The organism is Halomonas sp. I5-271120, assembly GCF_030553075.1.
GTDB classification, from domain to species: domain Bacteria; phylum Pseudomonadota; class Gammaproteobacteria; order Pseudomonadales; family Halomonadaceae; genus Onishia; species Onishia taeanensis_A.
Map to the genome: position 1 here is coordinate 1,598,233 of NZ_CP130701.1, position 13,005 is coordinate 1,611,237.

The following is a 13,005-nucleotide window of genomic DNA, read 5'->3' on the forward strand; positions in this document are numbered from 1 at the left end:
AGTCAGCCGAGGCCCGCGATGAGTTCCCACCTGCTCTCCGTCGATTCCCTGTCACGCGACGATGTCGATCACCTGATGCGCGTCTCCGCGCTGATGGAGCCGATCGCCCAACGCCGCAAGGTCACCCGCGTGCTGGAGGGAGCGGTGCTCGGCAACCTGTTCTTCGAGGCCAGTACCCGCACCCGCGTCAGCTTCCACGCCGCCTTCAGCCGGCTCGGCGGCAGCGTGTGCGACACCACCGGCTTCACCTTCTCGTCGATGGCCAAGGGAGAATCGCTCTACGACACCAGCCGGGTGATGAGCGGTTACTGCGACGCCATCGTGCTGCGCCACCCGGAGCAGGGCGCGGTGGCAGAGTTCGCCCGCGCCACCAATGTGCCGGTGATCAACGGTGGCGATGGCCCCGGCGAGCACCCCAGCCAGGCGCTGCTCGACCTCTACACCATTGACAAGGAATTCACCCGACTCGGCAAGTCGCTTTCCGGCGCCCACATCCTGCTGACCGGCGATCTGAAGTACGGGCGCACCGTGCACTCGCTGATCAAGCTGCTGTCGCTGTACGAGCCGATGCGCATCACTCTGGTGGCCCCGCCGGGGCTCGAGATGCCAAGCCACCTGATCGACCTGGTCAGCAACCGCGGGCACCGGGTCGAGACCCGCGACAGCCTGGCGAGCGACTTCAGCGACCTGGACGTGGTCTACACCACCCGCATCCAGAAGGAGCGCTTCACCGCCGAGATGAGCGAGAGCTTCGGCGGCCTGTCTCGCGACTTCACCGTCGATCGCGCCTTCATGGATCGTTACTGCAACCGCGACACCATCGTCATGCACCCGCTGCCCCGCGACAGCCGACCCGAGGCCAACGATCTGGACGTGGATCTCAACGGCGACCCGCGCCTGGCGATCTTCCGCCAGACCGACAACGGCATTCCCGTGCGCATGGCGATCTTCGCCACCCTGCTTGAGGTCGACCACCTGATCGAGAAGGATCTGCGCGACGTGCGCTGGTTCGTGCCCGACACCGTCGGCGTCGACGACCTGCGCGGCTGATACCCGCCTGACGCAACACCTCAAGACGACAACGGCCCGCTCAGTGAGCGGGCCGTTGTCGTCTTGGCAAGTCATGTCAGAAACAAGCTGCGGTATCAGCCGGTCGTGCGCCCGCCAGGAAGGCCTTCGTCGTGGGCGAACCAGCCTTCGAGAATCAGCGCGGCGGCGAGGCCATCGACGCTGTCTTCGCGGTAGTTGCCCCGATGGCCGGCTTCCCGGGCGAGGGTCTTGGCCTCGCGGGTGGAGCCGCGCTCGTCGACCATCTCGCAGGGTTTGCCGTAGCGCCCGTAAAGACGGTTGCCGAACTTGCGGGCGCGGGTGCTCATCTCGGACTCGCTGTCGTCCATGTTGATCGGCAGGCCGACCACGAACAAATCCGGGCGCCACTCCTCGATCAGGCGCGTGACCTGCGCCCAGTCGGGAATGCCGTCCCGAGCCGGCAGCGGCTCCAGGGCCGTGGCGCTCCTGAGCATCTCGTTGCCTACCGCCACGCCGATGCGCCGGGTGCCGAAGTCGAAGGCCAGGATCAGCCGTTCACCGGGGTTGGCCATCAGGAGTGCCCTGCCTCGCGGCTCATCAGGTTCAGGTCGATGCCGAGGATGCCGGCGGCGGCGTGCAGACGCTGCTCCGACGGGGTGTCGAAGAGAATGCGGCTGTCGCCCTCGACGGTCAGCCAGGCGTTGTCCTTCAGCTCGTCCTCGAGCTGGCCGGCCTCCCAGCCGCTGCAGCCCAGGCAGATCAGGAAGTCGTCGGGGCCGCGGCCCTCGGCCAGCGCCTTGAGCATGTCCATCGAGGTGGTCAGGGCGATGTCGTTATCGACTTGGATGCTGGAATCCCAGGGCTTAGCGGAGCCGCGGTGGAGGATGAAGCCGCGATCCTGATGGACCGGGCCACCATAGTAGACCGGGGCGTTGCGATGCAGGCTCTCGCTGGCATCCAGATCCAGCTGCTCGAACAGGGAGTCGAGGCTCATGTCCAGGGGATGATTGACGATCACGCCCATGGTGCCGTTGTCGTCGTGATCACACAGGTAGCTCAGGCTGCCCGCGAAGTTGGGATCTTCGAGATGGGGCATCGCCAGCAGAAAGTGGTGCTTCAAGCTTTGCATGGGCCTCCCGGGCGTCAGCGCACGCCGAAATCATTGCCGGTGCCGAATCGCCAGATGCGGCTGATGGACAGGCGGTCGAGCCCGGCCATACCACGATCGAAGGGCCGGTAAGGTGCTGCACCACGAATGGTATCCAGCGCCGCCTGGTCGAGTTCGGGATGTCCCGACGATTGTACCACCTCTGCCTGCAGGAGCTGCCCCTGATGGTCGATCACCACGCGCACCTTCAACTGACCGTCCAGGTCAGGCGGCGCGGGGTAGAAGCGGTTGCCGTAATCCTGCACCCGCCGCGTCCAGGCATCCACGTAGCGGGCCTCGGCGGCCTCCCTCGCGGCCTGCTGTTCTTGGTCGGCGAGCTCGGCGGGCTGCTCACTCATGGCGAAGTCGCGCTCTCGCAGCGAGGCGGTGGCACTGGCGGCCAGCTCGCGACCGGACAGAGACGGCGCCTTAGTCTCAGATACGGGCTCAGCGACCGGCTCACTCACCGGCTCACTCACCGGTTCGGCGGCCACCAAGGGCTCAGGCTCGGCGTCAGGCGCCGGTTCAGGTTCGGCGACGGGCTCGGGGGAAGGCGCGGCAACCTGCTCGGCTAAGCGTTTCGCGGACGCCGGCTCGGGCGTTGCGGAAGCGTTGGCGGGCTCGGGCGTCGCCTCAGGCAGAAGGTCGGGCGCCGTCTCAGCCGCGGTGTCGAGGCGTGCGGCCTCCTGCGCCGCCTCGGCGATGGCACTGGCCCGCTCGGGCGTCGCTGCCGGGCGGCTGACCAGCACCACATCAAGGCTGTGCGACGATGCTGGCGCGGGCGGTGTAGGCAGCGAAACGCCCGCCACCAGGGCGAGCAAGATCAGGTGCAGGCCGATCGCTACCGCCCAGGCGAACACATGGCGATAGCCCCGGGTGACCGGGGCGTGGCTATCATCAGACGCCACGCCGAAGGGCACACTGACGACATCGCCGAGCCAAGCCATGGCGAGGGCGCTAGCCGGCCCGGTGGGCGTCGAGGCGGCGCTCGATGGCGTCCATCAGGGTACCGGCGATGTCGGTGCCGCGCTGGTCGTCAATCTCGCGCACGCAGGTGGGGCTGGTCACGTTGATCTCGGTGATGTAATCGCCGATCACATCGAGGCCAACGAACAGCAGCCCCTTCTCGCGAATCATCGGCTGCACCTGTTCGATAAGCCAGTGATCGCGGGCGGTCAGCTCACGGCTGACGCCGCGCCCGCCGGCGGCCAGATTGCCACGAGTTTCGCCGGCCATCGGCACCCGGGCCAGACCATAGGGAATCGGCTCGCCGTCGACCAGCAGGATGCGGGTATCGCCGTCCTTGATCTCGGGAAGATAGCGCTGGGCCATGATCTGGCGGTGGCCGCGATCGGAGAGCGTCTCGAGGATAGCGCCGATATTGCGCCCGTCCGGGAGCACGTGAAAAATGCCGCTGCCGCCCATGCCGTCCAGCGGCTTGAAGATGACATCACCATGCTCGGCCTGGAAGGCGCGCAGTACCGGTTCGCTGCAGGACACCAGGGTCGGCGTGCAGCACTGGGGGAACTGCTGGGCGAAGAGCTTCTCGTTGCATTCGAGCAGTGCCCGGGTCGGGTTGACCACCAGCACGCCCTCGCGCTCGGCGAAGCCCAGCAGATGCACGGCATTGAGGAAGTTGCCGTCCACCGGCGGGTCCTTGCGCATCAGGATCACGTCGAGCTCGGCAAGCGGCGTGGCCACCGGCTCACCGAGGCGATACCAATCCTCGGGGTCGTGGAAGACCTCGAGATCGCGAAGCCGGGCGTGGGCGCGGCCGTCGCGCAGGTAGAGATCCTCCTGCTCCATGTAGTGAAGCGAGGCACCGCGCGCAGTGGCCGCCCACAGCATGGCCATGGTGGTGTCCTTCTTATAGGTGATGTCGGCAATAGGATCCATCACCACCCCGATCTTCAGGGCGCGACCGCCCCGTGCTGTGTTCCCGGGGGTGTCAATCGACTCGTTCATGGGCTCATTCTTCGGCGCGTTCATCGGCTCGCTCATCAAGACGGCTCTCGGCTAGGGGGGAATGCCGCTATGGGCATGATGGCCGCAGTATGCCGCAGCAACGCGGCCAGCACCAAGGTCGACGCTTTTGGCAAGCGGCCTCTGTGGATCAGTGTTGGTCGTCTTCGCGCCGGCGGATGCCGTTGGCCTCAAGGGTGATCTGTCGTGCCTTATAGAGGCCGCCAATGGCCTGCTTGAAGGCATTCTTGCTGACGCCCAGGCGTGCCTTGATCGCCGGCGCGGGGCTCTTGTCGGTCAGCGGGAGAAAGCCGCCAGCCTCGTCGAGCGCCGCCAGCACCTTGTCGGTAGCCAGGTCGCGCTTGGCGACGCCCGCCGGCATCAGCGACAGGTCGAGGCGGCCGTCTTCACGCCGCTGCTTCACATAGCCGGTCAGGCGCTCGCCACGACGCACCTGTCGCGGAAGCTCGTCGTGGTACAGAAGCCCCCAGATCCGGTCGTCGACCACCGCCTTGAGCCCCAGGTCGGTGCGATCACCGATCACCAGCGTCACCGCACGCCCCGTCGCCATGGCGCCCGCCGCGTCCTCGCTCAGACTACCCTCGCGCAGGGCGTCGTCGACGCTGTCGTGGAGGAAGTCGTCCAGGCGCATCGAGGCGGTGGGCCGGCCCTGATCGTCCTCGAAGATGATCACCAGCACCCGTTTGCCGACCGCGGGACGGTAGGGCTGCTCGTTGAAGGGCAGCAGCAAGTCCTTGGGGCGCCCCCAGCCGAGAAAGGCGCCGGTGTTGTTGACCGCCACCACTTCCAGATAAGCCACCTGGCCGACCTCGGCCAGCGGCGCATCGGCAGCGGGGGTGGAGACAACGGGATGGGCGGCGCGTGCGCCACGGGTGTCGGGGCGATCCTTGGAAGACCGGGTCATGGGCATATCCTGAAAAATAACGATGAGAGGCGATGATGAACGGGGCTGACGAGACGGAAAGGCGCACCAGGAGGATAGCGCACCGGATAACGCGTCTAGAGCTAGCAGTTCGACACTCGCGTGTCTCAGGGCTAGCTTCTCGGAACTAGAGATCGCCGAAGTGATGCTGCAGCAGCGTGAGCGCCACGACAGGGGCGGTCTCGGTGCGCAGGATGCGCGGGCCCAGGGTCAGCGGAGTGAAGCCGTCAGCCAGGGCATGGTCGACCTCGCGGGGCGAGAGCCCACCCTCGGGGCCGATCAGCAGCGCTGCCGTCTTAGGCGCTGACGACTGGCTACCCGCCTCGAAGACGCCTTCTGTCGCCGGGTGCAACACCAGGCGCAGCGGCTCGCCGCGCTCAGCAAGCCAGTCGGCCAGCGCCATCGGCGCATGCACTGGCGGCAGGGTGGCACGGCCACACTGCTCGCAGGCGCTGGCGGCCACCGCCTGCCAATGTGCCAGCTTCTTGGCCGCGCGGTCGCCCTTGAGGCGCACATCGCCGTGCTCGGTATAAAGCGGGGTGATCGCCGCCACCCCGAGCTCCACCGCCTTCTGGATCGCGTAGTCCATGCGATCGCCCTTGGAGATCGCCTGGCCAAGATGCACCCCGAGCGGCGATTCGCCGCGCCCGGGGGTCACCGACTCGAGGCGCGCCACCACCCGCTTGCGGGTGACCTCCACCAGCACGGCAGCGGCTTCGTGGCCCTCGCCGTCAAACAGCGTCAGCGCCGCGCCTTCCTTGAGGCGTAGCACCAGCGCCACATGACGCGCCGGGCCCTCGGGCAACACCAGCTCGCCGCCGACGCTGAGGCCGGCGGCGACATGGATGCGCGGGCCGCTCACGGCCGCTCTCCGACGATCGAGTACATCTTACTGGGTGGTCTCGCTGGCCTGAGCCTCGCGCTGCTTCTTCTGGGCGTACATCGCCTCGAAGTTGACCGGCGCCAGCATCAGCGGCGGGAAGCCACCGCGATTGACCAGGTTGTCGATGCACTCGCGGGCATAGGGGAACAGCAGGTTGGGGCAGAAGGCCCCCAGGGTGTGCTCGAGCTGCGCGCCTTCGATGTTGGCGATGCGGAACAGACCGGCCTGCTGGATTTCGGCGAGAAACGAGGTATTGCCGGTCTCGCTGTGGGAGACCTGGGCGGTAACCTTGATCACGACCTCGTAGAGGCCTTCGCCGACCTGGCTGCTGGTGGTGTTCAGATCGAGGCCGACCTTGGGCTTGAACGGCTGCTGGAACACCGCCGGCGAGTTCGGCGACTCGAAGGAGATGTCCTTGACGTAGATGCGTTGCAGGGAAAACTGCGGCTGGTTCTGCTGCTCGCCGGAGGCGGCACCTTCGGCACCACCGGTGGTTTGGTTGTTGTCTTCCGCCATGGCTTTAGTTCCTTGAAGCGTGCGTGATGGTATGGGGTGATAAAGACGGCGCGCAGCGGTTTACTTGCGCACCATCGGCAGGCCGTCCGCCTGCCACTGGGCCATGCCGCCCTTGAGCTTGAGCGCCCGGGTGAAGCCGGCATTCTGAAGCTTGGTAAGCACCGTGCCGGAGGCCTGACCCTGCTTGCAGACCACAATCACCGGCTTGTCCTTGACCTTGTCGAGTTCATGGAGGCGATTGTCGAGCTTGCTCTGGGGGATATTGCGGGCGCCGGCCAGATGGCCTTCCTTGAAGTCCTTGGCATCGCGGATATCGAGAACCACTGCATCTTCACGATTGATCAGCTGGGTGGCTTCGCTGGCATCGACGCCGCTACGACCACTCTGCATGGTTTCGTAGGCGATCCAGGCCGCCAGCACGATCACGAAGGCGCCAGCCAGCAGCGCGTGGTTCTGCACGAATTCGAACAACTGATCGATCATGGGTCCGGGACACTCTCGTTGGAAATCACTGGTGTTGATAATCGCGGGTGTTGAGAAACACAGGATGCCCCGCCGCCGGGGCGGCGCCCAGTATACACAAGGCATCCTGACGCGTCTGGCACCCGAGCGGCTGACGTTGTGCACCGCCCTAGGATATGATGCCCCAAGGAGCCGTGAGTCGCGACCCCGGGCCGGCACCGCCGACCGGGGAATCCCCGACGTTTACCAACGAGGCCTTTTCATGTCCGATGCCAACTCCCGCCCGCGCCCGGTGGCCCTGATCATCCTTGATGGCTATGGCCACAGCGATTCGCTGGAATCGAATGCCATCGCCGCCGCCAACACGCCAGTGATGGACCGCCTGGCCAGGGACTATCCGCATAGCCTGATCCATACCGACGGCAAGTATGTCGGCCTGCCCGAGGGCCAGATGGGCAACTCCGAGGTCGGCCACATGAACCTGGGGGCCGGCCGCGTCGTCTATCAGGACTTCACCCGGATCACCAAGGCCATCGAGGACGATACCCTCAAGGAAAACGCCACTCTGATCGCGCCGATCGATGCCGCCGTCAAGGCCGGTCGCGCCGTGCACCTGATGGGGCTGTTGTCGCCCGGCGGCGTCCACAGCCACGAGGATCACATCCTGGCCGCGGCCGAGCTGGCCGCTGCCCGTGGCGCCAAGCAGATCTATCTGCACGCCTTCCTCGACGGCCGCGATACCGCGCCGCAAAGCGCCAAGGCCTCGATCGAGCGCGCCGACGCAAGGCTCGCCGAGCTGGTCGGCGAGGGCAATGGCTTCATCGCCTCGCTGGTCGGCCGCTACTACGCCATGGACCGCGACAACCGCTGGGACCGCGTCGAGAAGGCCTACCGGGTGGCCACCGAAGGCGTGGGCGAGCATGTTGCCGCCAGTGCGGTCGAGGGCCTCGCCGCCGCCTATGATCGTGGCGAGACCGACGAGTTCGTCGACGCCACCAGTATCCGCCCCCAGGGTGAGCCGGTGGTGATGGCCGACGGCGATGCGGCGATCTTCATGAACTTCCGCGCCGACCGCGCCCGGGAACTGACGCGGGCCTTCGCCGAAGATGACTTCTCCGGCTTCACCCGCCAGGCACGCCCCACGCTTGCCGGCGACGGCCTGGTGATGCTGACCCAGTATGCCGCCGACATTCCGACGCCTGCCGCCTTCCCACCCGCAGAGCTTACCAACACCCTGGGTGAGGTCATCGCCAAGCGCGATATGAAGCAGCTGCGCATCGCCGAAACCGAGAAGTATGCCCACGTGACCTTTTTCTTCTCCGGCGGTCGCGAGGAGCCCTACAGCGGCGAGACTCGCGAGTTGATTCCCTCGCCTCAGGACGTCAAGACCTACGACGAGAAGCCCGAGATGAGCGCGGTCGAGGTCACCGACAAGCTGGTCGAAGCCATCGACGGCGGCACCTATGACCTGATCGTGTGCAACTATGCCAACGGCGACATGGTCGGCCATACCGGCAAGTTCGATGCCGCGGTCAAGGCCATCGAGGCCGTGGACGCCTGCGTCGGCCGCGTGGTCGAGGCCTTGGAGCGCGTCGGCGGCGAGTGCCTGATCACCGCCGACCACGGCAATGCCGAGCAGATGGTCAATCCGGAGACCGGTGCGCCGCAGACCGCTCACACCACCTGCGAAGTGCCGCTGATATGGGTCACCAAGCGGAAGGCCAAGCTGTGCGAAGATGGCCGGCTGTGCGACCTGGCACCGAGCCTTCTGACCATGATGGGCGAGGCTATCCCCGAGGAAATGACCGGCCAGGTACTCACCGAACTGTCGTGACCCCGCCGCACCCCGAAGCCGCTTCGTCAGCCAGCTCCCGCCGCTCGCCGTCCTGGACGGCGGGGCGGCTTGTCCCGGCCCGGCTCACCGACGCCCTGTCGGCGATGCCCCGGGCCGGGTTAACGTTGCTGATGACCTGTGGCCTGACCTATGCCCTGAGCGCTGGCCCGGCCATTGACCTGGTCACGCCCGCCCTGGCCGCCCCCGACGAGGAGGCGGCCAAGGCGCGAGTGGACGCCCTGGCCAAGGATATTCAGGCCCTGGAGCGCGAACTCTCCGGCCGCCGCGAGGCCCGCGACGATGCCGCCGAATCGCTTTCCGAAGTGGAGACGGCGCTGGCCGCCACTCACCGCCGGCTGGATGAGCTGCAGGCCGAGCGACGCTCGCTGGACGATGACATCGCCGATCTAGAGGACCGTCGGGATATTCTTGAAGGCGAGCGCCGTGCCCAGGAGGCGGCCCTCGCCAAACAGCTCGACGCCCTTTATCGCCTCGGCGTCACCCCCGAGCTCAAGCTGCTGCTCAACCAGGACGACCCGACGCGGCTGGATCGCCTGCAGACCTATCTCAATCACCTGTCACGCGCCCGCAAGGCTCGTCTGGACGAGCTCGCGACGCTGGATGCGAAGCTTGCCGACAACCGCCAGGCCCTGACCACTCAGATCGATCAGTTAGCTAGGGTGCGCGAGGAAGTCGAAGCGCGCAGCCAGGCGCTGGCCTCGCGTCGCACCGAGCGCGAGGCACTGCTCAGCGAGCTCGATGCCGATATCAGCCGCGGGCGCACGCGGCAGGCGCGCCTCAAGGAAGAGCGGGAAAATGCCGAGCAGGTGTTGGGCGACGTCCGCGACCGGCTCGCCGCGCTCAAGCGTCCGCCGCCCACCACCGCTATCGAATCGACCCGCGGCGATCTGCCCTGGCCGACTCAAGGCCAGGTGTTATCGCGCTTCGGCGCCGGCGAAGGGGTGGATCGCGACGGCCTGTTGATCAAGGCCGCGGCGGGCAGCCCGGTCAAGGCGGTGCATGCCGGACGGGTGGTTTTCGCCGACTGGATGCGCGGCTTCGGTAACCTGTTGATCATCGATCATGGCGACGGCGTGATGACTCTGCACGCCCACCTTCAGCACTTCACGGTCTCCCCCGGTGATGCGGTGACCGTCGGTCAGACCATCGCCGCCGTGGGCGTAAGCGGCGGCCGCACCACTCCGGCACTCTACTTTGCGGTGCGCCGCAACGGCGAGCCGATCGACCCCTCGACCTGGATCGCCCGACGCTAGGCACCTCTATCAATGGATTCCTGCCCCGCTGTAACGCTATGCTGGGCACTTGCCCCCAGTTCCGCGACGGAGACCGAATGCGCGTCAAGGCCCCCCTATTGTTTTCGACCCGGTTTTTCTCGACCCGGCTCACGGCCTGGCTGTGCGCAGCCCTGCTGGCGCTGCCCGCTTCCGCTCAGGCGCAGGCCCAGACCTCGGGCGACGACCTGCCGGTCGCCGACGTCCAGACCTTCGCCGAGGTCTTCGAGCGCATCAAGCGCGCCTACGTCGACGAGGTCGATGACAGCACCCTGCTGCATAACGCCATGCGCGGCATGCTCAGCGAGCTGGACCCGCATTCCACCTACCTCGACCCGCAGGAATTCCAGAGCCTCAGGGAAACCACCGAAGGCGAGTTCGGCGGCATCGGCATCGAAGTCGGCATGCGCGACGGTCAGCTGATGGTGATCTCACCCATCGACGACACCCCCGCGGCCAAAGCCGGCTTGCAGTCACAGGACGCCATCTTGCGTATCGATGACACCGCCACCGACGGCCTGTCGCTGCAGGAAGCGGTGGAGCTGATGCGCGGCGAGCCGGGCAGCGATATTCGCATTACCATTCTGCGTCAGAGCGAAAACATGCCCCGCGACCTGACCCTGACCCGGCAGGTGATTCGCACCGAGAGCGTCAAGCACGAGCTGCTGACGCCCGGCTATGGCTATCTCCGCATCAGCCAGTTCCAGAGCAGCACCGGCGAGCAGGTCAACGACGCCCTTGCCGACATGCAGCAGGAGGGCGCCCTGAACGGCCTGGTCCTGGATCTGCGCAACAACCCCGGCGGCGTGCTGCAGGCGGCGGTCGAGGTGGTCGACGCCTTCGTCGATCAGGGCCTGATCGTCTACACCGAGGGTCGGCTCGACGACAGCCAGATGAGCTTCTCGGCGCATGCCCAGACCACCGCCCCCGACGTGCCAATGGTGGTGCTGATCAACGGCGGCAGCGCCTCGGCCTCGGAGATTGTCGCCGGCGCCCTGCAGGACCAGCGCCGTGCGGTGATCATGGGCACAGAGAGCTTTGGCAAGGGCTCGGTGCAGCAGATCATGCCGCTGGGTAACGGCGACGGCCTGAAGCTGACCACCGCGCTCTACTACACCCCCAATGGACGCTCGATCCAGGCGCTGGGCATCAGCCCCGACGTGCAGGTAGTGCGCGGACGCCTGGAAGTCGCCGACGGCTTCGCTCAGCGGCTGCGCGAAGCCGACCTGTCAGGGCATCTCAAGGGCAGCGGCGATAGCAACGCCGCGGCAGAGACCTCGCCCAAGGTGCGCGACGACTATCAGCTCAGCGAAGCGCTGAACCTGCTCAAGGCACTCAATGTGCTTGGCCCCAGGGCCGAGCGCTAGGTCGAAAGCGCTAACCCAAAGGCACTCGCCCAAGAGCGTCGCCGAAGAGAGTCTCCCTAACAGAACGGGGCGCATCGACAGCCAGTCGATGCGCCCCGTTCTTTGTCCCTCTGAATTCTGGCCCTCTAAAGTTACTGCAGCCCCCTAGTACACCTATCGACCCTCAGCAGAGCCCCACACTTGGGCCACGCCCAGATAGCGTGCAGATAGGCCGCATGCGGATAGCCTGCGAGCGGTCGATCCCCGCCCGGTGCATCAGCGGCAGCTGGCGGGCAGGCGGCCGCGCTCACCGATCGCCTGGCGCATCATCACGCGTTTGAGGGGCGTCAGCCGGTCGATGCCGGCAAGCCCCAGATTGCGAGCCAGGGTCAGTGCGGGCTGGCGCGCCCCGAACAGCAGACGGAAGCCATCCATCAACATCAGCATGCTGGCGTTGTCACCGCGCCGGCGCCGGGCATAGCGGGCGAGGATTCGCTCGTCTCCCATCGGCACACCCCGCTCGCGGGCGGCCAGCAGTTCCTCGGCCAGCACGGCGACGTCCATCAGCCCCAGATTGACCCCCTGACCGGCCAGCGGGTGGATGCTGTGGGCGGCATCGCCGACCAGCGCCAACCCCGGCTGCACGTAGTCACGCGCGTGGCGCTGGGTCAGCGCCACGCTGACCGCGCGATCGATGGGTGTGACCACGCCAAGCCGATGGTCGATGGCCGCCGCCAGCTCCTCGCCCAGCGCGTCGGGCGATAGACGCGTCAGCCTTGCGGCTTCATCGGGGCTGGTCGACCAGACGATCGAGCAGTGATCATCGCGACCCTCGATGCGCAGCGGCAGAAAGGCCAGGGGCCCGGTGGCGAGAAAGGCCTGGCGAGCCACGCCGCCATGCGAACGCCCGAGCCGCACGGTGGTGATCACGGCGACATGACCGGTCTCCCGGGACACCGTCTCGATACCCGCCCGTTCGCGAAGCGGTGAGCGGGCGCCGTCTGCGGCCACCAACAGCGGCGCGCTGAGCCGGCGGCCGTCTTCCAGCAGCAGCTCGCGCCGTGGCTGACGTCCCTGATGGGTCTCCTCGAGGGCAACCACACGCGCCTCGGCCTCGCAGCGCACGTTGGGCAGGGAGGCGAGGCACGCCTCCAGGGCGGCCTGAGTGACGTCATTCTCGACGATATGGCCAAGTACCGGCACGCCGGCCTGATCGGCGCTGAAGCGAATTTCGCCACTGCCTTCGGCGTCCCACACCTGCATGGCGGTATAGGGCGACAAACGGCGCTCGGCCATCGCCGGCCAGACCCCGAGGCCTTCCAGCAGGCGCTGGGAGACCGGCGTAAGGGCGCTGACTCTGAGGCCAGGCCGGCCACGGCCGGCCGTGTCGTCGGGCAGGCTGGCCGGGCGTGCATCGAGCAGTCGCACCGCGACGCCGGCCTGGCCCAGCAGCACCGCCAGGGTCGCGCCCACCATGCCGGCGCCGACAATGATCGCCTCATCGGGCGTGCCTTGCTGTTGCTGCATCTCGTTCTCCCGTGTTTCCTATGACCCGGCCTGACGGCCCTGCATGACAGCCCTGAGTGATGAC

At 66.9% G+C, this 13,005-nt stretch carries 13 protein-coding genes; 4 read left to right on the forward strand and 9 right to left on the reverse strand.

Annotation, left to right across the window (positions count from 1 at the left end; all coding sequences use genetic code 11):
• The first annotated feature begins 18 nt into the window (after window positions 1–18).
• Window positions 19–1,050: an aspartate carbamoyltransferase gene (locus Q2K57_RS07110; RefSeq protein ID WP_304526448.1), complete on the forward strand. Its 1,032-nt coding sequence runs from the start codon at window positions 19–21 to the stop codon at window positions 1,048–1,050.
• A 95-nt stretch (window positions 1,051–1,145) separates the two neighbouring features.
• Here the strand turns inward: Q2K57_RS07110 and ruvX are convergent, their stop codons facing one another.
• From ruvX to Q2K57_RS07150, 8 genes are all read right to left on the reverse strand, one after another.
• A complete protein-coding gene (ruvX, locus tag Q2K57_RS07115; RefSeq protein ID WP_304526449.1) occupies window positions 1,146–1,601 on the reverse strand; it encodes a Holliday junction resolvase RuvX in 456 nt (151 codons plus the stop codon).
• On the reverse strand, window positions 1,601–2,158 hold the full coding sequence (locus Q2K57_RS07120; protein WP_304526450.1) for a YqgE/AlgH family protein: 558 nt from the start codon (window positions 2,156–2,158) through the stop codon (window positions 1,601–1,603). The genes ruvX and Q2K57_RS07120 overlap by 1 nt, the downstream gene beginning before the upstream one ends.
• 14 nt (window positions 2,159–2,172) lie before the next feature.
• Window positions 2,173–3,123: an energy transducer TonB gene (locus Q2K57_RS07125; protein ID WP_112055703.1), complete on the reverse strand. Its 951-nt coding sequence runs from the start codon at window positions 3,121–3,123 to the stop codon at window positions 2,173–2,175.
• A gap of 10 nt (window positions 3,124–3,133) precedes the next feature.
• A complete protein-coding gene (gene gshB / locus Q2K57_RS07130) occupies window positions 3,134–4,141 on the reverse strand; it encodes a glutathione synthase (protein WP_112055746.1) in 1,008 nt (335 codons plus the stop codon).
• Window positions 4,142–4,289: 148 nt separating this feature from the next.
• On the reverse strand, window positions 4,290–5,063 hold the full coding sequence (locus Q2K57_RS07135) for a S1 RNA-binding domain-containing protein (protein WP_112055702.1): 774 nt from the start codon (window positions 5,061–5,063) through the stop codon (window positions 4,290–4,292).
• A 145-nt stretch (window positions 5,064–5,208) separates the two neighbouring features.
• The gene (locus tag Q2K57_RS07140; protein WP_112055701.1) at window positions 5,209–5,943 is read right to left on the reverse strand and encodes a 16S rRNA (uracil(1498)-N(3))-methyltransferase; all 735 of its coding nucleotides are present in this window, start codon (window positions 5,941–5,943) and stop codon (window positions 5,209–5,211) included.
• A gap of 27 nt (window positions 5,944–5,970) precedes the next feature.
• Complete coding sequence (secB, locus tag Q2K57_RS07145) at window positions 5,971–6,480, reverse strand: protein-export chaperone SecB (protein WP_112055700.1); 510 nt, start codon at window positions 6,478–6,480, stop codon at window positions 5,971–5,973.
• A gap of 60 nt (window positions 6,481–6,540) precedes the next feature.
• On the reverse strand, window positions 6,541–6,963 hold the full coding sequence (locus tag Q2K57_RS07150; RefSeq protein WP_112055699.1) for a rhodanese-like domain-containing protein: 423 nt from the start codon (window positions 6,961–6,963) through the stop codon (window positions 6,541–6,543).
• Window positions 6,964–7,204: 241 nt separating this feature from the next.
• On the opposite strand from Q2K57_RS07150, the gene gpmI reads away from it, so the two are divergent.
• The 3 genes from gpmI to Q2K57_RS07165 all read left to right on the forward strand — a co-directional run bounded on the left by gpmI (window position 7,205) and on the right by Q2K57_RS07165 (window position 11,435).
• Window positions 7,205–8,776, forward strand: a complete 1,572-nt coding sequence (gene gpmI / locus Q2K57_RS07155) for a 2,3-bisphosphoglycerate-independent phosphoglycerate mutase (RefSeq protein WP_304526451.1) — start codon at window positions 7,205–7,207, stop codon at window positions 8,774–8,776.
• The gene (locus tag Q2K57_RS07160; protein WP_304526452.1) at window positions 8,773–10,050 is read left to right on the forward strand and encodes a murein hydrolase activator EnvC; all 1,278 of its coding nucleotides are present in this window, start codon (window positions 8,773–8,775) and stop codon (window positions 10,048–10,050) included. The genes gpmI and Q2K57_RS07160 overlap by 4 nt, the downstream gene beginning before the upstream one ends.
• A gap of 77 nt (window positions 10,051–10,127) precedes the next feature.
• Window positions 10,128–11,435 (forward strand): S41 family peptidase, encoded by a 1,308-nt coding sequence (locus Q2K57_RS07165; protein WP_304526453.1) that lies wholly within the window; start codon window positions 10,128–10,130, stop codon window positions 11,433–11,435.
• 255 nt (window positions 11,436–11,690) lie between these two features.
• On the opposite strand, the gene Q2K57_RS07170 is transcribed toward Q2K57_RS07165, so the two are convergent.
• Window positions 11,691–12,941, reverse strand: a complete 1,251-nt coding sequence (locus tag Q2K57_RS07170) for a UbiH/UbiF/VisC/COQ6 family ubiquinone biosynthesis hydroxylase (protein WP_304526454.1) — start codon at window positions 12,939–12,941, stop codon at window positions 11,691–11,693.
• Between the last annotated feature and the right edge of the window lie 64 nt (window positions 12,942–13,005).

Excerpts from the sequence above, each read along its gene's own strand:
- Q2K57_RS07170 (WP_304526454.1), bottom strand. The coding sequence starts at position 12,941 with ATGCAGCAACAGCAAGGCACGCCCGATGAGGCGATCATTGTCGGCGCC.
- Q2K57_RS07150 (WP_112055699.1), bottom strand. The coding sequence starts at position 6,963 with ATGATCGATCAGTTGTTCGAATTCGTGCAGAACCACGCGCTGCTGGCT.
- gshB (WP_112055746.1), bottom strand. The coding sequence starts at position 4,141 with ATGAACGAGTCGATTGACACCCCCGGGAACACAGCACGGGGCGGTCGC.
- secB (WP_112055700.1), bottom strand. The coding sequence starts at position 6,480 with ATGGCGGAAGACAACAACCAAACCACCGGTGGTGCCGAAGGTGCCGCC.
- Q2K57_RS07135 (WP_112055702.1), bottom strand. The coding sequence starts at position 5,063 with ATGACCCGGTCTTCCAAGGATCGCCCCGACACCCGTGGCGCACGCGCC.
- Q2K57_RS07110 (WP_304526448.1), top strand. The coding sequence starts at position 19 with ATGAGTTCCCACCTGCTCTCCGTCGATTCCCTGTCACGCGACGATGTC.
- Q2K57_RS07165 (WP_304526453.1), top strand. The coding sequence starts at position 10,128 with ATGCGCGTCAAGGCCCCCCTATTGTTTTCGACCCGGTTTTTCTCGACC.
- Q2K57_RS07120 (WP_304526450.1), bottom strand. The coding sequence starts at position 2,158 with ATGCAAAGCTTGAAGCACCACTTTCTGCTGGCGATGCCCCATCTCGAA.
- Q2K57_RS07125 (WP_112055703.1), bottom strand. The coding sequence starts at position 3,123 with ATGGCTTGGCTCGGCGATGTCGTCAGTGTGCCCTTCGGCGTGGCGTCT.
- ruvX (WP_304526449.1), bottom strand. The coding sequence starts at position 1,601 with ATGGCCAACCCCGGTGAACGGCTGATCCTGGCCTTCGACTTCGGCACC.
- gpmI (WP_304526451.1), top strand. The coding sequence starts at position 7,205 with ATGTCCGATGCCAACTCCCGCCCGCGCCCGGTGGCCCTGATCATCCTT.